The sequence below is a fragment of the Ramlibacter sp. genome (genome assembly GCF_041916345.1).
Taxonomy (GTDB): domain Bacteria; phylum Pseudomonadota; class Gammaproteobacteria; order Burkholderiales; family Burkholderiaceae_C; genus Ramlibacter.
In genome coordinates this window covers 36,042-57,744 of sequence record NZ_JAYRZR010000017.1, presented here as the reverse complement: position 1 = coordinate 57,744, position 21,703 = coordinate 36,042, and the positions used below count along the sequence as shown (strand labels likewise).

Genomic DNA, 21,703 nt, shown 5'->3' with positions numbered 1-21,703 from the left:
CGCAACCCCAGCGGTTCGGGCGGCGCTCTCGCAAACCGCTGGGGTTGCGCTGCGCTCCACCCCAGCCTACTGGGGACAGCCCCCGCGCCCCTACTTCGCCTGCCGCAGCTCCCGCCGCAGGATCTTGCCCACGTTGGTCTTGGGCAGCTCGTCGCGGAACTCGATGTACTTGGGCACCTTGTAGCCGGTGAGGTTCTGGCGGCAATAGCTGTCCACGTCCTCCTCCGAGAGCGAGGCATCGTTGCGCACCACGAACACCTTGATCGCCTCGCCCTGCTTCTCGTCGGGCACGCCGACGGCGGCGCACTCCACCACGCCGGGGCACAGCGAGATGACGTTCTCCAGCTCGTTCGGGAACACGTTGAAGCCGCTCACCAGGATCATGTCCTTCTTGCGGTCCACGATGCGGGTGTAGCCGCGCTCGTCCATGATGCCGATGTCGCCGGTGCGCATGAAGCCGTCGGCGGTGAAGGCCTTGGCGTTCTCCTCCGGCTGCTGGTAGTAGCCCTGCATCACGTTCGGGCCGCGGATGCAGATCTCGCCCGATTCGCCGATGGCGAGCGACCGGCCGTCATCGTCCTTGATGGCGATGTCGATGCCCGGCAGCGGCAGGCCGATGGTGCCCGAGAACTCGCGCGCGAGGATGGGGTTGTTGGTGCCGATGGCGCAGGTCTCGCTCATGCCCCAGCCTTCCACCATGGGGCAGCCCGTGGCCTGCTGCCAGGCGCGCGCTGTGCCCTCGGAGGCCGCCATGCCGCCGGCCTGCGACACGCACAGGTGCGAGAAGTCGATGCTGCGGAACTGCGGGTGCTGCAGCAGCGCGTTGAACAGCGTGTTCACCGCCGGCAGCATGTGGAAGGGGCGGCGCTTGAGCACCTCGATGAAGGCGCCGAAGTCGCGCGGGTTGGGGATCAGCGTGAGGTGCGATCCCCAGCGGATGGCCAGCAGCGACAGCGTCAGCGCGAAGATGTGATACAGCGGCAGCGCGGCGATGCTGTTCACGCGCGAGACGTCCCCCACGCGGGCCAGCGCCGGCGTGAACCAGGCCTCGGCCTGCAGGATGGCGGCCACGATGTTGCGGTGGGTGAGCACCGCGCCCTTGGAAAGGCCGGTGGTGCCGCCGGTGTATTGCAGGAAGGCGATGCTGTCCAGCGTCTGCTGGCTCGGCTTCAGCGGCAGCGGCCCGCCTTGCTGAAGGGCCTGCGCAAACGGGGTGACCGTGCGGCCGTTGGCGAGCGAGAGCTTGTAGGCCGGCACCATCTTGGCCAGGTGCCGCACGGCGAAGGTGATCCAGCGGCCGTACCAGAAGCCCAGCAGGTCGCCCATGGAGGCCACCACCACGTGCTTCACCGCGGTGTGGTCCAGCACTTCCTCCAGCGTGTGGCAGAAGTTCTCGAGGATGACGATGGCCGTGGCGCCGGAGTCCTTGAGCTGGTGCTCCAGCTCGCGCGGGGTGTACAGCGGGTTGACGTTGACGCAGGTGTAGCCGGCGCGCAGCACGGCCGCCATGGTGACCGCGAACTGCGGGATGTTGGGCAGCATGATCGCCACCCGCGCGCCGGGCTCCAGCCCGCGCGACTGCAGCCACGCGCCGAGGGCGCGCGAATGCTCCTCCAGCTCGCGGTAGCTCATCCAGCGTTCCATGCACACCGAGAACGGCCGGTTGGCATTCTTGCGGAACGACTCCTCCAGCAGCTGGGAGAGGGAGGTGTACTGGCCGGGCTCCACCGTGTGGGGCACGCCCTCGGGGTAGCTCTTCAGCCAAGGTTTCGGGTCCATGTCGCGCTTGCTCCTTCGAGGCCGCGATTGTGCGAAGGCGGCCGGGCGCGGCCTAGCGGGCTTGTCCTAGGGTGGCGGCGAGCTCGGTCTCGCAGGCGACAGGCTCGCCGTCGAACAGCAGGTTGATCAGCCGCGCCTCGCGGTCGCGGATGGTGGAGAGGAAGGCGTCGGCGCCATGGCGGCTGCGGGCCATGGCGGAGAAGGTGTCGAAGCCGGCCTCCAGGAAGCGTTGCAGCGCGTCCAGGCCGGCCGCTGCCGCGGGGCCGCGCATCATCTTCAGCATGAAGCGCAGGCCGGGCAGCCGCGTGAGGCGGGCCATCTCCACGCCGATGCCCAGCACGGTGGTGAGCTGGCCGTCGCGGTCCTCGCGGCGGCCCACCGAGCGCCAGGCGTGCAGGTAGGCGTGTGCGTCACTGCCGGCTTCGTCGCCGGCGGCCAGCCAGGCGCGGGCCATCGCGTGATCCAGCGACTCGGTCAGCGCGTGCAGCCTTGCCAGCGCCACCGCGGTGGCAGCCACGTCGGCGGGGAAGAACTTCTCCACCGCGCCCGCGATGCGCGCGAACTGCGCGTCGCGCTCCGCGTAGTCGCGGTCGCTGTACAGCTCCTCCAGGAAGAAGCGCGACGCCGCCGAGTAGGGGCCGCCGGCCAGCAGATCGGCGTAGGTGCCGGCAAAGCGGCGCGCCTGCACGCGCTTGACGTGCAGCACGGCGGCGTGGATCCCGGGCTGAGACAGGCTCTCCTGCCGCAGGGCCTGCACCCGGGCGACGCAGTCACGGATCTGTTGGGCGGTGTCCATGCAATCCCCAAGTCTATCTAGGCGCGGGCCTCTACAGCGCCGCGGTCCCCGCGTGCCATAGTGCCCGCATGCAAAGAAGAGTCTGGCTGAAGCTGGGAGTGGCTTCGGCCGCGGTCCTGGCGGTGGCCGGGGGCACCCTGGCGCTGTGGCCGGGCCCGGCGACCGATTCCCGTCTGTCCCCTGATGCGCGCCCGGTCATGCAGGCCGTGGGCGCCGCCATCCTCGAAGGCAGCCTGCCGGCCGAGGGCGCGGCGCGCACCGCCGCCCTGGCGGGCCTGCTGAGCCGTCTGGATGATCTGGTGGCCGGCCTGCCGCCCCATGCGCAGCGCGAGCTGGCGCAACTCCTGCAACTGCTCGGCACCGCGCCCGGCCGCCGCTGGCTGGCCGGGGTGGAGGCCCCCTGGCCCGAGGCTTCGGTGGCGCAGGTGCAGGCCGGCCTGCAGGGCATGCGCGTCTCGCGCCTGAGCCTGCGCCGGCAGGCCTACCAGGCCCTGCACGACCTGGTGGCGGGGGCGTACTTCGCCGATCCGCGCACCTGGGCGCAGCTGGGCTATCCGGGGCCGAGGAGCCTGTGAGATGAGCCGCATCCCCGACCCCATCGCCGAAGGGCTGCAGCGCGGCTGGAAGGTGCACGGCGGCCCGCATGCCCCGCTGCCCGAGACGCTGCAGTGCGACGTGGCCATCGTCGGCACCGGCGCCGGCGCCGGCGTCACCGCCGAACTGCTCACGCAGGCCGGCCTGAAGGTGGTGCTGGTGGAAGAGGGGCCGCTGCGCAGCAGCCGCGACTTCCGCCAACTCGAATCCGTGGCCTACCCTGAGCTGTACCAGGAGAGCGCGGCCCGCAAGACGGCCGACAAGGCCATCAACATCCTGCAGGGGCGCTGCGTCGGCGGCTCCACGGTGGTCAACTGGACGAGTTCCTTCCGCACGCCCACGGCCACGCTGGACTTCTGGCGGGCGCGCTTCGGCCTCTCCGATTTCGACAGCGACCGCCTCGCGCCCTACTTCGCCCAGGCCGAGCAGCGGCTGCACATCGGCCCCTGGCTCACGCCGCCGAACGAGAACAACGACCTGCTGCGCCGCGGCGCCGCGCGCCTGGGCATCGCGGCGGCGGCCATTGCACGCAACGTGCACGGCTGCTGGAACCTGGGTTCCTGCGGCATGGGCTGCCCGACCAACGCCAAGCAGTCGATGCTGGTCACCACGCTGCCCGTGGCCCTGGACCGTGGCGCCACGCTGCTGGTGGAGACGCGCGCCGAGCGCTTCGAGCTCGCCAACGGCCAGGTGCGCGCACTCATCGCCACGCCGCGGGGGGGCACCGGCGCGCGCGAGGTGCGCATCCGCGCCGCCCACTACGTGCTGGCCGCCGGCGCCATCAACTCGCCCGCGGTGCTGCTGCGCTCGCAGGCGCCGGACCCGCATGGCTTGCTGGGCCGCCGCACCTTCCTGCACCCGGTGGTGATGTCGGCGGCCACCATGCCGAACCAGGTGGAAGGCTGGCAGGGCGCGCCGCAGACGATCTACACCGATCACTTCCTGGAGACGCAGCCGATTGACGGCCCCATGGGCTTCAAGCTCGAGGCGCCGCCGCTGCACCCGGTGATCTTCGCTTCCACCGTGGTCGGCATGGGCCACTCGCAGGCCGAGCTGCTGCGCCAGTTCCCGCGCACGCACGTGCTGCTGGCCCTGCTGCGCGATGGCTTCCACGCGGAGTCGCCCGGCGGCCGCGTGCGGCTGCGCGCCGACGGCTCGCCCGAGCTGGACTACCCGCTGAACGACTTCGTGATGGAAGGCGCGCGCCGCGCGCTGCTGGCCATGGCCGAGATCCAGTTCGCCGCCGGCGCGCGCCAGGTGCTGCCGGTGCACGAGCTCGCGCAGCCGCTCGCCGACTGGCCGGCGGCGAAGCAGGCCATCGCCGCGCTGCCGATGCAGCCGCTGCTGACGAAGGTGGTGAGCGCGCATGTCATGGGCGGCTGCGGCATGGCGGCGGATGCCGTGCGCGGCGTGGTGGCGCCCGATGGCACGCACTGGCAGATCGGTAACCTGTCGGTGCACGACGGTTCCATCTTCCCCACCAGCGTGGGCGCGAACCCGCAGCTGTCGATCTACGGCATCGTGAACCGGCTGGCGCAGGGTCTGGCGCACCGGCTCACCGGCCGGCAGGTGGCCCTGGGCGCGCCGGCGGCATGAAGCCGGTCTCGCGCCTGGCCTGGCTGCTGCGCAGTGTGCAGCTGGCCCAGCTGCTGGTGATCGCAGCGGCGCTCGTGGGGCTGTGGCCGCGTTCGCCGGCCTGGGCGCTGGGCGTGATCGTCGGCGTCGTCCTGCTGCTGCCGGCCGTGCTGGCCCTGCAGTTCCTGCTGCTGGCGCACGTGGCCCGCACCGACACGCCGCCCGTGCCCACGGCCGCGCAACTCGTGCGGGCCTGGTGGGCCGAGCTGTGCTGCTTCGTCGTCGTGTTCGGCGGCCGCATGGCCTGGGCCTGGCGCCGCGTGCCGGATCAGCTGCCGGCTGCAGGGGGCGGTCCCGCGGGCGTGGTGTTCATCCACGGCTTCGTCTGCAATCGCGGCCTCTGGACGCCCTGGATGGAGCGACTGCGCGCCGAGGGGCGGCCCTTCGTCGCGGTCAACCTGGAGCCGGTGTTCGGCTCCATCGAGTCCTACCGCCCCATCGTCGACGAGGCCGTCGCGCGCCTGCAGGCCGGCACGGGCCAGCGCCCCTGGCTGGTCTGCCACAGCATGGGCGGGCTGGCCGCGCGCGACTGGCTGGCCCGCACGCCGGGGGCGGCGCAGCGGGTGGCCGGGCTCGTGACCCTCGGCTCGCCACATGGCGGCACCTGGCTGGGCCGATTGAGCTCGGTCACGAACGGGCGGCAGATGCGCCTGGCCAGCCGCTGGCTGCAGGCCCTGGCGCAGCAGGAGGGCGGCCTGCCGCATCCGCGCACCATCTGCTGGTACGCCAACTGCGACAACATCGTCTTTCCCACCTCGTCGGCCATGCTGGCTGGCGCCGACAACCGCCTGGTGCCGGGCGCGGCCCATGTGGACCTGGCCTTCTGCCCTGAAGTGGTGGAGGCCACGCTCGATCTGATGAAGTCATAAGGTTGAACACGAAAGTTGCCGTTTCGGGCGGCGTCGTGCTAGAGTGCCGTGCGGAGGATCAGCACATGACGGCAACTCGCATCGCCTCGGACCAGCAGAAGCTGCTGGCCCAGCTCGATCCGGCCCTGGGCCGGCTGGCGGCCAGGGGCATCTTCCGCACCTATCGCAAGAACACGGTCATCCTCACCGAGGGAGAGCCCGGCGATTCGCTCTTCGTGGTGCTGCAAGGGCAGGTGAAGGCCTACTCCACCGACGAGGAAGGCCGCGAGGTCATCTACGGCACCATCGTCAGCGGCGACTACTTCGGCGAGATGTCGCTCGATGGCGGCACCCGTTCGGCCTCTGTCATGACCGTGGAGCCGACGCTGGTGTCGGTGGTCTCGCGCCAGGGCGTGCAGGAGCACCTGGAGGCCGAGCCCGCCTTCGCCATGCGCCTGGTCACGCAGGTGATCCGCCGCGCGCGCGGCGCCACCGAGAAGGCGCGCCAGATGGCGCTGATGAACGTCTACGGCCGGCTGATCCACGCGCTGGAGGAGAAGGGCGCCGCCCAGCCGCAGCAGCCCATCGAGCTGAAGCCCGTCACCCACCAGCAGATCGCCAGCCAGGTCGGCGCCTCGCGCGAGATGGTGAGCCGCCTGCTGAAGGACCTGGAACGCGGCGGCTACGTGGAGCTGGGCGTCAAGCGGATCACGCTGATGAAGAAGCTGCCGGCGCGCTGGTAGCACGCCCCGGCGGGCGCGCTCAGCCCTTCGTGCCCGTGTCCAGCACGCCACGTCGCATCTGGTCCAGCTCCATCGTCTCGAACAGGGCCTTGAAGTTGCCTTCGCCGAAGCCTTCGTTGCCCTTGCGCTGGATGAATTCGAAGAAGATCGGTCCCAGCTGGTTCTCGCTGAAGATCTGCAGCAGCAGCTCGTTCGGCGTGCCGTCCACCAGGATGTTGCGCTGCTTCAGCGCCTCGATGTCCTCCGCCAGGCCCGGGATGCGCCGGGGTAGCAGCTCGTAGTAGGTCTCGCTGGTGTTCAGCAGCTTCACGCCGTTCATCTGCAGCGCGTCCACGCTGTCGTAGAGGTTGGTGGAGCCCAGCGCGATGTGCTGGATGCCCTCACCGTGGTAGCGGTCCAGGTACTCCTGGATCTGCCCGGGCTTGTCGTTGCCCTCCTCGTTGATCGGGATGCGGATCTTGCCGCAGGGGCTGGTCATGGCCTTGCTCTTCACGCCGGTGGCCTGGCCCTCGATGTCGAAGTAGCGGATCTCGCGGAAGTTGAACAGGCGTTCGTAGAAATCGGCCCACTCCTTCATGCGGCCCCGGTGCACGTTGTGCGTGAGGTGGTCGATGTAGGTGAGGCCGATGCCCGCCGGGTCGAGCGCGTCGGCGGCCTGCGCGCCGGGCAGCGGCTCGAAGTCCACGTCGTAGAAGCCGATGTTGCCGATCTGGCCCGGCTGGGCGCCGTTCTTGCCGCGCCAGCGGTCCACCAGGTAGATCAGGCTGTCGCCGATGCCCTTGATGGCGGGGATGTTCAGCTCGCCCGGGCCGGCCTGGCCGGCATAGCCCCAGGCGCCCAGCGACACGGCGCGCTCGTAGGCCGCCTTGGCGTCATTCACGCGGAAGGCGATGGCGCAGATGCTGGGGCCGTGCAGGCGCGCGAAGCGCTGCGCGAAGGAGTCCGGCTCGGCGTTCAGGATGAAGTTGATTCCGCCCTGGCGGTACAGGATGACGTTCTTGTGGCGGTGTCGGGCGATGGCGGTGAACCCCATGCGCTCGAACAGTTCGCCCATGGCCTTGGGGTCGGGCGCGGCGTACTCGATGAACTCGAAGCCGTCGGTGCCCATGGGGTTCTCCCAGGCGGTGACGGCGGCGGTGGTCTCGGCGGGCAGGGCAGTGTTCATGGGCGGTGTCTCCTCGGGGCAGATCGATGGGCCGCACTGTAGAAGCGCGGGTCATCAACAATCCGTCGAAATCGGGCTTCATGGACCCGCAAGACGCAGTAAAGTTGCGTCATGACCGAATCCGCCGCACTGGACAAGCTCGACCGGGCGATCCTGCGCCGCCTGCAGGAGAACGGCCGCGAGACCTACGACGTCATCGGCGCGCAGGTGGGCCTGTCGGCCAGCGCGGTGCTGCGCCGCGTGAAGCGGCTGGAGGAGTCCGGCGTGGTGGACCGCTACGTGGCGCTGGTGCGGCCCGAGGCCGTGGGCGTGGGCCTCACCGCCTACCTCAACGTGCGGCTCGAAAAGCACACCGAGGGGCACAAGCGCAACCCGATGGAGGTGTTCCGCGCCTCGGTGCAGAACTGGCCCGAGGTGGTGGAGTGCGCCGCGCTGACCGGCGAGATGGACTTCCTGCTGCGCGTGGTGGTGCGCGACATGGCGCACTACAGCCGCTTCATCATGGACACGCTGCTCAAGCACCCGAGCGTGCAGGACTGCAAGAGCAGCTTCGTGCTGGACCGCGTCAAGAGCACCACGGCGGTGCCTGTGTAAGCCCTAAGCATTGGCGGCGCGTACGTAGTGCTACGCAAGCGGGCGCGTCGGTCGGCTTTAGAGAGGCTGCCCGCGTTTTCTTTTCAGGGAAAACCCGTAAATTCCGCCCATGTCTGAAAAGCCGGAGGCGCAGTCCTCCCTCGTCGTCCCCATCCGCTCGCTCGGCCCCGGCCATCGCGAGCGCATCGCCGCGCACCTGCGCGCGCTGGAGGAGCACGACCGCTACCTGCGCTTCGGCTACATGGCCAACGACGAGCAGATCGACCGCTACGTCGCACAGCTCGACTTCGACCGCGACGACATCTTCGGCATCTATAACCGCAAGCTGGAGCTGCTGGCCATGGCGCACCTAGCCTTCATGCACGACCCGGGCGGGCCGACGGGCGCGGAGTTCGGTGTCTCCGTGCTCAAGAAGGCGCGCGGCCGCGGCTACGGCACGCGCCTGTTCGAGCGCGCCGCCATGCATGCGCGCAACGAGGGCGTGGAACTGATGTTCATCCACGCGCTGTCGGAGAACACGGCCATGATCAAGATCGCCCGCAATGCCGGCGCCACGCTGGAGCGCGCGGGCGGCGAGACCGAGGCCTACCTGCGCCTGCCGCCGGCCACGCTCGACACGCGCATGAGCGAACTGGTGGAGGAGCACGTGGCGCAGACCGACTACCAGCTGAAGCTGCATGCACGCAACCTGCTGCAGCTGATCGCGGGCCTGCAGGAAATCCGCCAGGGCGTGCGCGACGCACGCCACAAGGCCGGCAACTGAGGCCCTGGGCCGGTGCCATGCGGCGACCGGCACCAGCTCGACCGCGCCCGTCGGCCCGCCGCGCCCGCCGTGGCGGGCTTCCGGTATCCTAGCGGTCCCTCCACTTCGCCTTCCAGGCTGTGTCAGACCCTCACCCTGCGCGTGCGTCAGCCGAGCGACCGGACAAGCGGACCTTCCTGCAGAAGGTTGCCGAATTCATCCACCCCGGCCCCGACTCGACCGAGGAGCTGATCGAGACCCTGGCCGACGCCGAGGACAACGACGTCATCGGCCCCGAGTCCCGCGTGATGCTCGAAGGCGTGATCCGCCTGGCGGAGCTCACGGCCGGTGACGTGATGGTCGCGGCGCCGCGGATGGACCTGATCCACATCGACGCGCCCTACGACGAGATCCTGCACGTCGTGATCGCGACCGCGCACTCGCGCTTCCCGGTCTACGAGGGTGACCGCGAGAACATCATCGGCATCCTGCTCGCGAAGGATCTGCTCAAGCTGCAGCGCGCGCCCGAGCTGAACCTGCGTGCCCTGCTGCGGCCGGCCGTCTTCGTGCCCGAGAGCAAAGGCCTGAACGACCTGCTGCGCGAGTTCCGCGGCAACCGCAACCACCTGGCCATCGTCATCGACGAGTTCGGCCGCGTGGCCGGCCTCGTGACCATCGAGGACGTGCTGGAGCAGATCGTGGGCGAGATCGAGGACGAATTCGACATCGCCGAGGACGAAGGCGACATCTTCGGCCTGGCCGACCGCACCTACCGCGTGAGCGGCGACACGGCCATCGAACGCGTGAACGAGGCCTTCGGCGTGCAGCTGGTGCCGTCCGAAGCCGACCAGGACTTCGACACCATCGGCGGCCTGGTCGCGCATGAGATGGGCCATGTGCCCAAGCGCGGCGAATCGCTGGTGCTGGGCGGGCTGCGCTTCGTGGTGCTGCACACCAAGGGGGGGGCCGTGCGCTGGTTCAAGGTGTCGCCGGCCACCGACGGCGCCGCGCCGGCTTGAACGCACCCGCGCTGGCGCTGGCCGCGTTCGCCGGCCTGCTGCACGCCGCATCCATTGCCTGGCCCTGGGGCGGCGAGCCGCTGTGGCCCTTGCAGGTCCTGAGCCTGTCGGTGCTGGCCGGCCTGCTGCTGCGCACCCCTTCACCCTGGCGTGCCACCTGGCTCGGCGCCGTGTTCGCGCTGGCCTGGCTGGCCGGCAGCTTCTGGTGGCTCTTCATCTCCATGCACCGCTACGGCGGGCTCGCGGCACCGCTGGCGGCGGCGGCCGTCGGGGCGCTGGCGGCCTTCCTCGGGCTGTACACGGCGGCCGCGGCGCACATCGCAGTGCGCTGGCGATCCGGCGTCGGCGCGGCGTGGCCGGCCCTCTTCGCGGCCGGCTGGCTGCTGGCGGAGCTGCTGCGCGCCACCTGGTTCACCGGCTTCCCCTGGGGCGCGGCCGGCTATGCGCATGTCGACGGGCCGCTGGCGGCGCTGGCGCCGTGGATCGGGGTGCATGGCATGGGCGCCGTGTCGGCGGGCTTCGCGGCGCTCATCGCACAGCTGGCCATGGGGGCGCATGGCACCCGGCGTGCGAGCGGCATCGCGCTCGCCGGCCTCTCGGCCTTCGTCGTGGCGGCGCACCTCGTCCCCCCCGGTGACACCCGACCGCTGGCGCAGCCGCCGCTCAGCGTGGCGCTGCTTCAAGGCAACATCCCGCAGGACGAGAAGTTCCAGCGCGGCACCGGCGTGGCGGTGGCCCTGAAGTGGTACGGCCAACAGTTGCGCGAGGCGCGCGCGGATCTGGTCGTGGCGCCGGAGACGGCGTTGCCGATGCTGCCGCACCAGCTGCCGGATGGCTACCTGCCGGCGATCCTGGCCACCTATGCGGATGCCGGGCGCATCGCACTGGTGGGGGTGCCGCTCGGCAGCTACGAGGAGGGGTACACCAACTCCGTCATCGGACTGCGCGGCGGCGAGATCGCCTACCGCTACGACAAGCACCACCTGGTGCCCTTCGGTGAATTCATCCCGCCGCTGTTCAAGTGGTTCACGCGCATGATGAACATCCCGCTGGGCGACTTCAACCGCGGCGACGTGGGCCAGCCCTCGATGGCCTGGCGCGGCGAGCGGCTCGCGCCCAACATCTGCTACGAGGACCTGTTCGGCGAGGAGCTGGCGGCCCGATTCCAAAGGCCCGGGGACGCGCCGACGGTCTTCGTCAACGTGAGCAACATCGCCTGGTTCGGGGACTCGGTGGCGATCGACCAGCATCTGCAGATCAGCCGCCTGCGCGCGCTGGAGTTCCGCCGCCCCATGCTGCGCGCCACCAACACCGGCGCCACCGTGATCATCGACCGCGAAGGCCGCGTCACGCACAGCCTGCCGCGTCTCACGCGCGGCGTGCTCGCGGGCACGGTGCAGGGGGGTGAGGGCCTCACACCCTATGCCTGGTGGGCCTCGCGCTTCGGCCTGTGGCCGCTGTGGCTGCTGGCGCTGGGCACGCTGGCCCTGGCGGCCGGGGCCAGCCGACGGCGAGCTGGCGCGCCTTGATGCGCTGCGGCCTCAGTGCCCGGCCCGCACCAGCCGGCCCGGCCGTGCGGGCGTGAGCGCATCGCCCTGCCGCACGCACTCACCGGCGACCCAGGTGCCCAGGTAGCCGCGGGCCTTCTGCAGGAAGCGCCGCCCGCCAGCCGGCAGGTCGCGCACCAGCTCCGGCGTGCCCACGTGCAGGGCGGCGGGGTCGATCAGGTTGAGGTCCGCCCGCAGGCCCGGCGCAATGACGCCGCGGTCGGCCAGGCCCAGGTAGCGCGCATTGCGCGACGTGAGCAGTTCCACTGCCTGCTCCGGCGCGAGGCGCTCGCCCTGGCGGTGCTGCGCCCAGTGGGTGAGCAGGAAGGTGGTGCAGCTTGCGTCGCACACCGTGCCCACGTGTGCGCCCGCATCCGACAGGCCGAACAGCGCCTGCGGGTGGCGCAGCATGCGGGCCACGGTGTCGAGGTTGCCCTCGTTGTAGTTGAAGATCGGGAAGTAGACGAGGTTGCTGCCGTCGCCAGCCGCGAACCAGTCGTACAGCGCCTCCAGCGCGCTGCAGCCGCGCATCTTCGCGCGGGCAGCGAAGCTGTCGCGCACCGACGGCTCGTAGTCGGGGTCTGCGGCCAGCAGCGGGAACATGCGGCCGCTGATCAGCTCGATGCGTTCCAGCAGGATGTCCACCAGCGGCGGGATGGGCGTGCCATCCCCCGCGAGCTTCTGCGACTTCTCGGCCAGGATGCGCGCCTTGCGCGCCGGGTCGCGCAGGGCCGCCGCCCGTTCGGCCAGGGGCAGCTGTGCCACCTCCAGGTAGCCGGGGAAGCCCATGAAGGGGTGGAAGCTCGCATCCAGCCCGTTGATCACGCCGATCCCGCGCGAGGCCGTCTGCAGGTACACGGGCAGGCCGGCTGCGCGCGCGGCCTCCGCGCGCTGCTGGATGGCCTTGTACTGCTCGCCGCCGGGGTCGCGCTGCAGCCAGGTCATCGAGAGCGGCCGGCCGCTGGCCCGCGCCAGCACGTCGACCAGGTCGAACTCGGCACCGAAGCGCGCCGGGTCGCGCAGCAGGTCGAAGTCGCTCACGAGCTGCACCACGCCGTGACCCAGGCCTTCGAAGGCGCCTGCCAGCCCTTGAAGCTCCGCCACGCTGGCTTCGGAAGCGGGCGTCCAGGCGCCGCGCGAGGTGCGGTGGTTGTCGGTGCGGCCGGTGGAGAAGCCCACGGCGCCCGCCTCCAGCGCCGCGCGCAGATGCATGCGCATGGCGGCGATGTCCTCCGGCGTGGCGGGCGTCTGCGCCTGCGCCCGTTCGCCCATCACGAACATGCGCAGCGGGTCGTGCGGCACCAGCGCCAGGAAGTCCACGCTGTGCGGCATGGCATCGAGGGCGTCCAGGTACTGCGGAAAGCCCTCCCAGCCCCAGCGGATGCCCTCGGCCAGCGCGGCGCCGGGGATGTCTTCCACGCCTTCCATCAGCTGGATCAGGTCCGCCTCGCGGCCGGGCCGCACCGGTGCGAAGCCAACGCCGCAGTTGCCCATGACCAGCGTGGTCACGCCGTGCCAGATGCTCGGGCTGAAGGTCTCGTCCCAGGTGGCCTGGCCGTCGTAGTGGGTGTGAATGTCCACGAAGCCGGGCGTGAGCCAGGCGCCGTCGGCGGCCACCGTCTCGCGCGCGGGCTCGTCCACGCGGCCCACGGCGACGATGCAGCCATCGCGAACACCGACATCGGCGGTGGCCGGCGCGGCGCCGGTCCCGTCAAGGACCGTTGCCGACTTGAACAGCAGATCGAGCATCCTGTCTCCTCCAGGTGAACGCGCAGGCCAGGCCGCTGACGATGTGCCAGATGCCCCACAGGCTGGCGATGATGACCATGCCCAGGTCGCTGCCGAACTGCACCGCGATGATGCCGAGCGCGAGGCCCGAGTTCTGCATGCCACCCTCGATCATGATGGCGCGGCGCTCGCGCAGGCCGACGCGGAACGCCATGGCGCAGGCCCAGCCGAGGAACAGGCCGAGGGCGTTGTGGGCGATCACCAGCGCCAGGCTGGGCAGCAGGCCCAGGTTCAGCAGCTGCCGCTCCTTCACCAGGCCCACCGCGATGAACAGGAACAGCGCCGCGAGCGAGAAGTTGGCCAGCGGCTTGCGCAGGCGCAAGGTGAGCGCTGGCGCGCGGTGCGCGACGATCAGGCCCAGCGTCATGGGCAGCGCGAGCAGCACCGCCAGGCTGCGCCAGATGGCGCTGCTGTCGATGGCGAGCTGGCGCAGCCAGGAGTCGGTGGCCGGATTGGTGGCCACCATCCACGAGAAGTTGAAGGGTGTGGCGAACAGCGCGATCACGCTGGCGACAGCGGAGATGCTGACCGACAGCGCGGCGTTGCCGCGCCCCATGTGCGTGACCACGTTGGAGAGCGAACCGCCCGGGCAGCAGGCCACCAGGATCATGGCGGCCTCCACGTTGGGCGGCAGGTCCAGGGCCAGCGTCAGCAGCCAGGTGCCGACCGGCAGCAGGATGAACTGGGGGATGAGGCCCGCCACCACGGCCCTGGGCATGTGGGCCACCCGGCGGAAGTCTTCGACGTGCAATTCCAGCGCCACCGCGAACACCATCGTGAACAGCACGGCGCCCAACACCCATTGCTGTGCAGGCATGCGGCGAGGTTATACGCGGCCCCTGCCTCTAAAATCAAGGGTTTACGCCAACGAGAGGCCGGGCGCATGCGCCCGCCGGACATGCTGAGCTTTCAACAGATCATCCTCAAGCTCCAGTCGTACTGGGACGCCCAGGGCTGCGCCCTGCTGCAGCCCTACGACATGGAGGTGGGTGCGGGCACCTCGCACACCGCCACCTTCCTGCGCGCCCTCGGCCCCGAGCCCTGGAAGGCCGCCTACGTGCAGCCCAGCCGCCGCCCCAAGGACGGCCGCTACGGCGACAACCCCAACCGCCTGCAGCACTACTACCAGTACCAGGTGGTGCTGAAGCCGGCACCGGCGAATATCCTCGACCTGTACCTCGGCAGCCTGGAGGCGCTGGGCTTCGACCTGAAGCACAACGACATCCGCTTCGTCGAGGACGACTGGGAGAACCCCACGCTGGGCGCCTGGGGCCTGGGCTGGGAGGTGTGGCTGAACGGCATGGAAGTCACGCAGTTCACCTACTTCCAGCAGGTGGGCGGGATCGACTGCAAGCCCATCACCGGAGAGATCACCTATGGCCTGGAACGCCTGGCCATGTACCTGCAGGGCGTGGACAACGTGTTCGACCTGAAGTGGACGGAGGGTCTGACCTATCGCGACGTGTACCACCAGAACGAGGTGGAGCAGTCGGCCTACAACTTCGAGCACAGCGACGCCGACTTCCTGTTCACCGCCTTCGGCGCGCACGAGAAGCAGGCCAAGCACCTGATGGAGCAGCAGCTCGCGCTGCCGGCCTATGAGCAGGTGCTGAAGGCCGCGCACACCTTCAACCTGCTGGACGCGCGCGGCGCCATCAGCGTGACGGAGCGTGCGGCGTACATCGGCCGCATCCGCAACCTGGCGCGCAGCGTGGCGCAGAGCTACCTGCTGAGCCGCCAGCGCCTGGGCTTCCCCATGGCCCCGCGTGACTGGGCCGAGGCCGCCACGGCAAAGATGGTCGCCGACAAGCCCGTGCCGGAGGCTGCATGAGCGCTGCCGTGAAGAATCTGCTGGTCGAACTCTTTGTTGAGGAGTTGCCGCCCAAGGCCCTGCGCAAGCTGGGCGATGCCTTTGCGGGCGTGCTGTTCGAGCAACTCAAGGCGCAAGGCCTGGCCACCGCGGAGTCGCGCCTGAGCGCCTTCGCGTCGCCGCGCCGGCTGGCCGCGCACGTGACCGCCGTGGCGGATCGGGCCGCCGACAAGGCTGTGTCGCAGAAACTCATGCCGGTCAGCGTGGGCCTGGACGCCGCTGGCAACGCCACGCCTGCGCTGTTGAAGAAGCTGCAGGCGCTGGGCGCGGATGCCGCCGCCGTGGCGCAACTGCGCCGCGCGCCGGACGGCAAGGCGGAGGCGCTGTTCCATGACAGCACCGTGCCGGGCGCCACGCTGGCCGAGGGTCTGCAGAAGGCCCTGCACGAGAGCCTGGCCAAGCTCCCGATCCCCAAGGTCATGACCTACCAGCTCGCTGACGGCTGGAGCGACGTGAAGTTCGTGCGGCCGGCGCATGCGCTGGTGGCGCTGCATGGTGCCGACGTGGTGCCCGTCACCGCACTGGGCCTGCAGGCTGGGCGTGTGACCCACGGGCACCGCTTCGAGGCGGCGATGGAGCAGGTGACGATCCCCGACGCCGACAGCTACGCCGCCACGCTGGCGCGCGATGGCGCGGTCATCGCCAGCTTCGACGAGCGCCGGGCCGAGATCGTGCGCCAGTTGCAGGCGGCAGCGGCGCAGGTGGGCGGCGGCGTCCGGCCGATCGAGGACGATGCCCTGCTGGACGAGGTGACGGCCCTGGTGGAGCGCCCCAACGTGCTGGTCTGCCAGTTCGAGCCCGAGTTCCTCGCGGTGCCGCAAGAGTGCCTGATCCTCACGATGAAGGCCAACCAGAAGTACTTCCCGCTGCTCGACGCCGCCGGACGGCTGACGAACCGCTTCCTGGTGGTGAGCAACATCCGACCGGCCGACGCCAGCGCGGTGATCGGCGGCAACGAGCGCGTGGTGCGCCCGCGCCTGGCCGACGCCAAGTTCTTCTTCGACCAGGACCGCAAGCGCACGCTGGAGTCGCGCGTGCCTGGCCTCGCGAAGGTCGTCTATCACAACAAGCTCGGCACGCAGGGCGAGCGCATCGAGCGCGTGCGCGCCATCGCGAAGGTAGTGGGCGCGCAGATGGGCAGCGACCATCTGGCGCATGAGGCCGACATCGCCGCGCGCCTGGCCAAGGCGGACCTGCTGACCGACATGGTGGGCGAGTTCCCGGAGTTGCAGGGCATCATGGGTGCGTACTACGCGCGCCACGACGGCCTGGGCGACGAGATCGCCAACGCCATCGAGGACCACTATCGTCCGCGTTTCGCGGGCGACGAATTGCCGGCCAGCCAGACGGGCCTGGTGGTGGCCATCGCCGACAAGATCGAGACGCTCGCCGGCCTGTTCGCCATCGGCCAGCTGCCCACCGGCGACAAGGACCCGTTCGCGCTGCGCCGCCATGCGCTGGGCATCGTGCGCATGCTGATGGAGCGCGACCTGCCCATCCGCCTGAACGAGCTGGTGATCGAGGCCCTGGGCCTGTTCCCGCAGGCGCAGCCCGACACGGCGACGCAGCTCACCGACTTCATCTACGACCGCTTCGCCGGCCTGCTGCGTGAGCAGGGCTACAGCGTGCAGGAGGTCGAAGCCGTGCTGGCGCTTCGGCCGCAGCGCCTGGGCGACGTGGCCAAGCGGCTGGCGGCGGTGCGCGCCTTTGCCGCGCTGCCCGAGGCGCCGGCGCTGGCGGCCGCCAACAAGCGCATCGGCAACATCCTCAAGAAGGCCGACGGCGCGGTGGACCCGCACGTGAGCGAGGTGCTGCTGCAGGAGGACGCCGAGAAGGCGCTTTATGCGGCGATGCGCAAGCTGGCGCCCGAAGCGCTGGCGCAGTTCGAGGCCGGCGACTACACCGCCTCGCTGCGCACGCTGGCCGCGCTGCGCGGCCCGGTGGACGCCTTCTTCGACGACGTGATGGTGAACGCCGAGCAGACCGACCTGCGCCTGAACCGCCTGGGCCTGCTGGCTACGCTGCATCAGGCGATGAACCGAGTGGCGGATCTGTCGCGGCTGGCGACCTGAGGGGCGCCATGAAGCTCGTCATCCTCGACCGCGACGGCACCATCAACGCCGATAGCGACGAATTCGTCAAGTCGCCCGAGGAATGGCGGCCGCTGCCGGGTGCGCTCGAGGCGATCGCGCGGCTCAACCACGCGGGCTGGCGCGTGGCCGTCGCGTCCAATCAGTCGGGGCTGGGTCGCGGCCTGTTCGACGTGGCGGCGCTCAACGCCATCCACGCCAAGATGCACAAGGCGCTGGCGGCGCTGGGCGGGCGCATCGACGCGGTGTTCTATTGCCCGCACGGGCCGGACGAGGGCTGCACCTGCCGCAAGCCGCTGCCGGGCCTGTTCGAGCAGATCGGCGAGCGCTTCGGCGTCGACCTGCCGGCTGTGCCGGCGGTGGGCGACAGCCTGCGGGACCTGCAGGCCGGCGCCGCCGTGGGCTGCCCGCCGCACCTGGTGCTGACGGGCAAGTCCGAGCGCCTGCGCGGCCAGCTGCTGCCGGCCGAGTACCCGGTGCACACCGTCGTCCATACCGACCTCGCCGGTTTCGCCGACTGGCTGCTGGCCCAGCCGCAAGCCCCCCGCCCCGGCGCGTAAGGCCACAGGCTGCGATACTCACGGCCCATGTCGTTCCTGCGTTCGGTCCTGCACGCGTTGCTGATGCTCGTGACGGTGGTGCCCTGGGGCATCTGGATGGTCACCGCCTCGATCTGGGCGACCGGCGAGGAGATGTACTGGAAGGCCGCGCGCTGGCTCGGCTGGCAGATCCGCGGCGCCCGCGTCCTCTGCGGCATCGAGGTGCGGGTGACAGGGATGGAGAACCTGCCCACCGGCAAGACCAGCCCCGCGATCCTGCTGGTGAAGCACCAGTCCACCTTCGAGACCTTCCTGATGCCCACGCTGATGCCGCACCCGCTGGCCTACGTGTTCAAGCGCGAGCTGATCTACATCCCCTTCTTCGGCTGGGCCATGGGCCGCATGGACATGATCCACATCGACCGGCGGCTGCGCACGCAGGCCTTCGCCAAGGTGGTGGAGCAGGGCAAGCGGCTGCTGGCGCAGGGCATCTGGGTCATCATGTTCCCGGAAGGCACGCGCATCCCGCGCGGGCAGAAGGGCACCTACAAGACCGGCGGCACGCGGCTGGCGGTGGAGACCGGTGCGCCGGTGATCCCGATCGCCGTGACCTCGGCCAAGTGCTGGCCGCGCAAGGCCTTCGTCAAGCATCCCGGCGTGGTGGATGTGTCCATCGGGCGGCCCATTCCCAGCGAAGGCCGCGAGGCCGACGAGCTGATGCGCGAGGTGGAGACGTGGATCGAGGCCGAGATGCGGCGGCTGGATCCCGAGGCCTACGCGCATGAGGCCCCCGCCGCGGCCACCACCCCCGCTGCGCCACCCGCGCCCGAGCGCGGCTGAGCCGGCGGATCCGCTGCCCATGCGTTCACCGTTGCAGCTGATCCTCGATCTGTTCGACGAGCCGCCCGCGCCAACGGCGCCGCGTGCCGCTCCACCTGTTGCTGCCGTGCCGGTACCCGCCGGTCCGCCGGCCGAACCGCTGGCGCGCGTGCTCACGCCGCAGGCCTTCCGCCACCCCGAGGCGAACCGCGAGATCCTGCTGGGCGATCTGGTGGTGGGCTACGCCTTCCGCCGCGCCCGCCGCAAGAACATCGGCTTCGTCGTCGGTGCCGAAGGCCTGGTGGTCAGCGCGCCGCGCTGGGTGCCGCTGACCGAAGTGGATGCGGCCCTGCGCGCCAAGACGCGCTGGATCACCGCCAAGCTGGAGCAGGCGCGCGAGCGCCAGCAGCGGCTGGAGGCGGCGCGCATCGAGTGGCGCGATGGCGCCACCTTCCCCTTCCTGGGCGAACCGGTCATCGTCGTCATCGATCCCCGCCATGACTTCCGCGAGACGGGCGCCGTGCTGCACACCGACGCCGAGGCGCTGCCCGGCGTGCCGCGGCTCACGCTGCACGTGGGCCTGCCGCACACAGCGCAGCCGGCCCAGGTGCGCGATGCGGTGCAGGCCTGGCTGATGCGGCAGGCGCGACGCCTCTTCACCGAGCGGCTGGACCACTTCGCGCCGCGCCTGGGCGTGCAGTGGCGCAAGCTCAGCCTCAGCAGCGCCGGCACGCTGTGGGGCTCGGCCCATGGAAGCGGCGCCATCCGCCTGAACTGGCGCCTGGTCCATTTCCGCATGCCGGTGATCGACTACGTGGTGGCGCACGAGCTGAGCCACCTGCGGGTCATGGACCACAGCCCGCGCTTCTGGGAGACGGTGGCCTCGGTCGTGCCCGACTACCCCGCGCTGCGTGCGCAGCTCAAGGACGAAGCGCTGCCGCCCTGGCACTGAGGGCGCGCCGGCCGCAGCCGCCTGGCGTTGACGTTGACGTAAACGTCAGATGTAATCCGCAGCCATGGCTGCACCCCAGACCACCTACACCATCAGCGATCTCGCCCGCGAGTTCGACCTGACCACCCGCGCCATCCGCTTCTACGAGGACATGGGCCTGCTCACGCCCGAGCGCTCCGGCCCCGGCGGCCGCAACCGCATCTACAGCTCACGTGACCGCACGCGGTTGAAGCTCACCCTGCGGGCCAAGCGCCTGGGCCTGTCGCTCACCGAGGCGCGCGACATCATCGACATGTACGACAGCCCGCGCGACACCGGGCCGCAACTGCGCAAGTTCCTGGCTGTGCTGGCCGAGCACCGCAGCCAGCTGGAAGAGCAGCTCGCCGAGCTGCAGGCCAACCTGGACGAGGTGAAGACGCACGAGAAGGAGGCGCGGGCGCTGCTCGCTCGCCTGGAAAAGCCGGTCAGGGCATAATTGACGTTTACGTAAACGTCAACTTGGGGACGCCATGGAACCGCAGCGCTTCGAGCCGGCTGATCCGGCCTACGCCGACCGCGTGCGCGCCAGCTTCGCCCGCCAGGCGGCCATGGGCACCATCGGTGCCACGCTGGCCGCGGTGGAGCCCGGCCGCGTGGTGATCGAGCTGCCGTGGCAGCAGGCGCTGACGCAGCAGCACGGCTTCCTGCACGCGGGCATGGTGGCCACCGCGCTCGACTCCGCCTGCGGCTACGCCGGCTTCAGCCTCATGACGGCCGATGCCGCCGTGCTCACCATCGAGTTCAAGATCAACCTCATCGCGCCGGCCGAGGGCGAACGCTTCCGCATGGAAGGCGTGGTCATCAAGCCGGGGCGCACCGTCACCGTGACCGAGGGCCGCGCGTATGCGCTGAAGGGCGGACGCGAGAAGCTCATCGCCACCATGGGCGCCACGTTGATGGCCGTGCGCGGCCGCGAGAACATCCAGAACTGATCCACCGAGAAGGAGACATCCCATGGAACTGCCAGGCCTGAATTTCGAGCTGGGCGAAGACATCGACGCCCTGCGCGAGGCCGTGCGCGCCTTCGCCGAGGAGCAGATCGCGCCGCGCGCGGCCGAGATCGACCGCAGCGACCTCTTCCCCGCCGACCTGTGGCGCAAGATGGGCGATCTGGGCGTGCTGGGCATCACCGTGCCCGAGGCCTATGGCGGCGCCGGCATGGGCTACCTGGCCCACATGGTGGCCATGGAGGAGATCTCCCGTGCCTCCGCCTCGGTCGGCCTCTCGTACGGCGCGCACAGCAACCTGTGCGTGAACCAGATCAAGCGCAACGGCAACGAGGCGCAGAAGCAGAAGTACCTGCCGAAGCTGATCTCCGGGGAGCACGTGGGCGCACTCGCCATGAGCGAGCCAGGCGCCGGCAGCGACGTCATCAGCATGAAGCTCAAGGCCGAGGACAAGGGCGGCTACTACCTGCTGAACGGCAGCAAGATGTGGATCACCAACGGGCCGGATGCCGACACGCTGGTGGTCTATGCGAAGACCGAGCCTGAGCTCGGCGCCCGCGGCGTCACCGCCTTCCTGATCGAGAAGGGCATGAAGGGCTTCTCCATCGCGCAGAAGCTCGACAAGCTGGGCATGCGCGGCAGCCACACGGGCGAGCTCGTGTTCCAGAACGTGGAGGTGCCGGCCGAGAACGTGCTCGGCAACCTGAACGGCGGCGCGAAGGTGCTGATGTCCGGCCTGGACTACGAGCGTGCGGTGCTCGCGGCCGGGCCGGTGGGCATCATGCAGTCGGTGATGGACAACGTGGTGCCCTACATCCACGACCGCAAGCAGTTCGGCCAGAGCATCGGCGAGTTCCAGCTGATCCAGGGCAAGGTGGCCGACATGTACACCATCCTGCAGGCGAGCCGCGCCTACTGCTACATGGTGGGCAAGAACCTCGACCGCCTGGGCGCCGAGCACGTGCGGCAGGTGCGCAAGGACTGCGCGGCCGTGATCCTGTACACGGCCGAGAAAGCCACCTGGATGGCCGGCGAGGGCATCCAGATCTTCGGCGGCAACGGCTACATCAACGAGTACCCGCTGGGCCGCCTGTGGCGCGACGCCAAGCTGTACGAGATCGGCGCCGGCACCAGCGAGATCCGCCGCATGCTGATCGGCCGCGAGCTGTTCGCCGAGACGATGTAGCCCCGCGCCGC

At 70.2% G+C, this 21,703-nt stretch carries 21 protein-coding genes; 16 read left to right on the top strand and 5 right to left on the bottom strand.

Annotated features, from left to right (window positions below):
- Positions 1–90: 90 nt before the first annotated feature.
- Positions 91–1,779 carry an AMP-binding protein gene (locus tag ACE3T5_RS07320; protein ID WP_374666007.1) on the bottom strand — a complete coding sequence of 563 codons (1,689 nt, stop codon included), beginning with the start codon at positions 1,777–1,779 and terminating at the stop codon, positions 91–93.
- A 52-nt stretch (positions 1,780–1,831) separates the two neighbouring features.
- Positions 1,832–2,575 (bottom strand): hypothetical protein, encoded by a 744-nt coding sequence (locus ACE3T5_RS07315; RefSeq protein WP_374666005.1) that lies wholly within the window; start codon positions 2,573–2,575, stop codon positions 1,832–1,834.
- A 68-nt stretch (positions 2,576–2,643) separates the two neighbouring features.
- On the opposite strand from ACE3T5_RS07315, the gene ACE3T5_RS07310 reads away from it, so the two are divergent.
- The 4 genes from ACE3T5_RS07310 to ACE3T5_RS07295 all read left to right on the top strand — a co-directional run bounded on the left by ACE3T5_RS07310 (position 2,644) and on the right by ACE3T5_RS07295 (position 6,395).
- Positions 2,644–3,150, top strand: a complete 507-nt coding sequence (locus ACE3T5_RS07310; protein ID WP_374666003.1) for a hypothetical protein — start codon at positions 2,644–2,646, stop codon at positions 3,148–3,150.
- A 1-nt stretch (position 3,151) separates the two neighbouring features.
- Positions 3,152–4,765, top strand: coding sequence for a GMC family oxidoreductase N-terminal domain-containing protein (locus ACE3T5_RS07305; RefSeq protein WP_374666001.1), 1,614 nt, complete (start codon positions 3,152–3,154; stop codon positions 4,763–4,765).
- Positions 4,762–5,673, top strand: a complete 912-nt coding sequence (locus ACE3T5_RS07300; RefSeq protein WP_374665999.1) for an esterase/lipase family protein — start codon at positions 4,762–4,764, stop codon at positions 5,671–5,673. Before ACE3T5_RS07305 ends, ACE3T5_RS07300 begins: the two co-directional genes overlap by 4 nt.
- A gap of 65 nt (positions 5,674–5,738) precedes the next feature.
- The gene (locus ACE3T5_RS07295) at positions 5,739–6,395 is read left to right on the top strand and encodes a Crp/Fnr family transcriptional regulator (RefSeq protein WP_374665997.1); all 657 of its coding nucleotides are present in this window, start codon (positions 5,739–5,741) and stop codon (positions 6,393–6,395) included.
- Between the two features lie 19 nt (positions 6,396–6,414).
- On the opposite strand, the gene hppD is transcribed toward ACE3T5_RS07295, so the two are convergent.
- Entirely contained in the window at positions 6,415–7,560 is a 1,146-nt protein-coding gene (gene hppD, locus ACE3T5_RS07290) for a 4-hydroxyphenylpyruvate dioxygenase (protein WP_374665995.1), read from the bottom strand.
- 111 nt (positions 7,561–7,671) lie between these two features.
- Here hppD and ACE3T5_RS07285 point away from each other — a divergent pair, with 111 nt between their 5' ends.
- From ACE3T5_RS07285 to lnt, 4 genes are all read left to right on the top strand, one after another.
- Entirely contained in the window at positions 7,672–8,154 is a 483-nt protein-coding gene (locus ACE3T5_RS07285) for an Lrp/AsnC family transcriptional regulator (RefSeq protein ID WP_374665993.1), read from the top strand.
- A gap of 109 nt (positions 8,155–8,263) precedes the next feature.
- Positions 8,264–8,917, top strand: coding sequence for a GNAT family N-acetyltransferase (locus ACE3T5_RS07280; protein ID WP_374665991.1), 654 nt, complete (start codon positions 8,264–8,266; stop codon positions 8,915–8,917).
- A 119-nt stretch (positions 8,918–9,036) separates the two neighbouring features.
- A complete protein-coding gene (locus tag ACE3T5_RS07275; RefSeq protein ID WP_374665989.1) occupies positions 9,037–9,915 on the top strand; it encodes an HlyC/CorC family transporter in 879 nt (292 codons plus the stop codon).
- Complete coding sequence (lnt, locus tag ACE3T5_RS07270) at positions 9,912–11,444, top strand: apolipoprotein N-acyltransferase (protein WP_374665987.1); 1,533 nt, start codon at positions 9,912–9,914, stop codon at positions 11,442–11,444. The genes ACE3T5_RS07275 and lnt overlap by 4 nt, the downstream gene beginning before the upstream one ends.
- Positions 11,445–11,456: 12 nt before the next feature.
- Here the strand turns inward: lnt and ACE3T5_RS07265 are convergent, their stop codons facing one another.
- Together ACE3T5_RS07265 and ACE3T5_RS07260 are read right to left on the bottom strand one after the other, a co-directional pair.
- Positions 11,457–13,211: an amidohydrolase family protein gene (locus tag ACE3T5_RS07265; RefSeq protein WP_374665985.1), complete on the bottom strand. Its 1,755-nt coding sequence runs from the start codon at positions 13,209–13,211 to the stop codon at positions 11,457–11,459.
- Positions 13,174–14,067, bottom strand: a complete 894-nt coding sequence (locus ACE3T5_RS07260; RefSeq protein ID WP_374665983.1) for a bile acid:sodium symporter family protein — start codon at positions 14,065–14,067, stop codon at positions 13,174–13,176. Before ACE3T5_RS07260 ends, ACE3T5_RS07265 begins: the two co-directional genes overlap by 38 nt.
- 81 nt (positions 14,068–14,148) lie before the next feature.
- Here ACE3T5_RS07260 and glyQ point away from each other — a divergent pair, with 81 nt between their 5' ends.
- The 8 genes from glyQ (at position 14,149) to ACE3T5_RS07220 (ending at position 21,692) form a co-directional block, all read left to right on the top strand.
- Positions 14,149–15,081, top strand: coding sequence for a glycine--tRNA ligase subunit alpha (gene glyQ / locus ACE3T5_RS07255; protein ID WP_374665981.1), 933 nt, complete (start codon positions 14,149–14,151; stop codon positions 15,079–15,081).
- Complete coding sequence (gene glyS, locus ACE3T5_RS07250) at positions 15,078–17,192, top strand: glycine--tRNA ligase subunit beta (protein ID WP_374665979.1); 2,115 nt, start codon at positions 15,078–15,080, stop codon at positions 17,190–17,192. Before glyQ ends, glyS begins: the two co-directional genes overlap by 4 nt.
- An 8-nt stretch (positions 17,193–17,200) precedes the next feature.
- Positions 17,201–17,770 carry a D-glycero-beta-D-manno-heptose 1,7-bisphosphate 7-phosphatase gene (gmhB, locus tag ACE3T5_RS07245; protein ID WP_374665977.1) on the top strand — a complete coding sequence of 190 codons (570 nt, stop codon included), beginning with the start codon at positions 17,201–17,203 and terminating at the stop codon, positions 17,768–17,770.
- A 27-nt stretch (positions 17,771–17,797) separates the two neighbouring features.
- Positions 17,798–18,589: a lysophospholipid acyltransferase family protein gene (locus ACE3T5_RS07240; protein ID WP_374665975.1), complete on the top strand. Its 792-nt coding sequence runs from the start codon at positions 17,798–17,800 to the stop codon at positions 18,587–18,589.
- Between the two features lie 19 nt (positions 18,590–18,608).
- Positions 18,609–19,520 (top strand): M48 family metallopeptidase, encoded by a 912-nt coding sequence (locus ACE3T5_RS07235; protein WP_374665973.1) that lies wholly within the window; start codon positions 18,609–18,611, stop codon positions 19,518–19,520.
- Between the two features lie 64 nt (positions 19,521–19,584).
- Positions 19,585–19,995, top strand: a complete 411-nt coding sequence (locus ACE3T5_RS07230; RefSeq protein ID WP_374665971.1) for a MerR family DNA-binding transcriptional regulator — start codon at positions 19,585–19,587, stop codon at positions 19,993–19,995.
- 34 nt (positions 19,996–20,029) lie between these two features.
- The gene (locus tag ACE3T5_RS07225; protein WP_374665969.1) at positions 20,030–20,491 is read left to right on the top strand and encodes a PaaI family thioesterase; all 462 of its coding nucleotides are present in this window, start codon (positions 20,030–20,032) and stop codon (positions 20,489–20,491) included.
- Between the two features lie 22 nt (positions 20,492–20,513).
- Complete coding sequence (locus ACE3T5_RS07220) at positions 20,514–21,692, top strand: isovaleryl-CoA dehydrogenase (RefSeq protein WP_374665967.1); 1,179 nt, start codon at positions 20,514–20,516, stop codon at positions 21,690–21,692.
- Positions 21,693–21,703 lie beyond the last annotated feature (11 nt).

Excerpts from the sequence above, each read along its gene's own strand:
- ACE3T5_RS07300 (WP_374665999.1), top strand. The coding sequence starts at position 4,762 with ATGAAGCCGGTCTCGCGCCTGGCCTGGCTGCTGCGCAGTGTGCAGCTG.
- ACE3T5_RS07320 (WP_374666007.1), bottom strand. The coding sequence starts at position 1,779 with ATGGACCCGAAACCTTGGCTGAAGAGCTACCCCGAGGGCGTGCCCCAC.
- ACE3T5_RS07305 (WP_374666001.1), top strand. The coding sequence starts at position 3,152 with ATGAGCCGCATCCCCGACCCCATCGCCGAAGGGCTGCAGCGCGGCTGG.
- ACE3T5_RS07265 (WP_374665985.1), bottom strand. The coding sequence starts at position 13,211 with ATGCTCGATCTGCTGTTCAAGTCGGCAACGGTCCTTGACGGGACCGGC.
- ACE3T5_RS07310 (WP_374666003.1), top strand. The coding sequence starts at position 2,644 with ATGCAAAGAAGAGTCTGGCTGAAGCTGGGAGTGGCTTCGGCCGCGGTC.
- glyQ (WP_374665981.1), top strand. The coding sequence starts at position 14,149 with ATGCTGAGCTTTCAACAGATCATCCTCAAGCTCCAGTCGTACTGGGAC.
- ACE3T5_RS07235 (WP_374665973.1), top strand. The coding sequence starts at position 18,609 with ATGCGTTCACCGTTGCAGCTGATCCTCGATCTGTTCGACGAGCCGCCC.
- ACE3T5_RS07220 (WP_374665967.1), top strand. The coding sequence starts at position 20,514 with ATGGAACTGCCAGGCCTGAATTTCGAGCTGGGCGAAGACATCGACGCC.
- ACE3T5_RS07260 (WP_374665983.1), bottom strand. The coding sequence starts at position 14,067 with ATGCCTGCACAGCAATGGGTGTTGGGCGCCGTGCTGTTCACGATGGTG.
- ACE3T5_RS07285 (WP_374665993.1), top strand. The coding sequence starts at position 7,672 with ATGACCGAATCCGCCGCACTGGACAAGCTCGACCGGGCGATCCTGCGC.
- ACE3T5_RS07225 (WP_374665969.1), top strand. The coding sequence starts at position 20,030 with ATGGAACCGCAGCGCTTCGAGCCGGCTGATCCGGCCTACGCCGACCGC.
- ACE3T5_RS07315 (WP_374666005.1), bottom strand. The coding sequence starts at position 2,575 with ATGGACACCGCCCAACAGATCCGTGACTGCGTCGCCCGGGTGCAGGCC.
- ACE3T5_RS07240 (WP_374665975.1), top strand. The coding sequence starts at position 17,798 with ATGTCGTTCCTGCGTTCGGTCCTGCACGCGTTGCTGATGCTCGTGACG.
- ACE3T5_RS07280 (WP_374665991.1), top strand. The coding sequence starts at position 8,264 with ATGTCTGAAAAGCCGGAGGCGCAGTCCTCCCTCGTCGTCCCCATCCGC.
- gmhB (WP_374665977.1), top strand. The coding sequence starts at position 17,201 with ATGAAGCTCGTCATCCTCGACCGCGACGGCACCATCAACGCCGATAGC.
- hppD (WP_374665995.1), bottom strand. The coding sequence starts at position 7,560 with ATGAACACTGCCCTGCCCGCCGAGACCACCGCCGCCGTCACCGCCTGG.
- glyS (WP_374665979.1), top strand. The coding sequence starts at position 15,078 with ATGAGCGCTGCCGTGAAGAATCTGCTGGTCGAACTCTTTGTTGAGGAG.
- ACE3T5_RS07230 (WP_374665971.1), top strand. The coding sequence starts at position 19,585 with ATGGCTGCACCCCAGACCACCTACACCATCAGCGATCTCGCCCGCGAG.
- ACE3T5_RS07295 (WP_374665997.1), top strand. The coding sequence starts at position 5,739 with ATGACGGCAACTCGCATCGCCTCGGACCAGCAGAAGCTGCTGGCCCAG.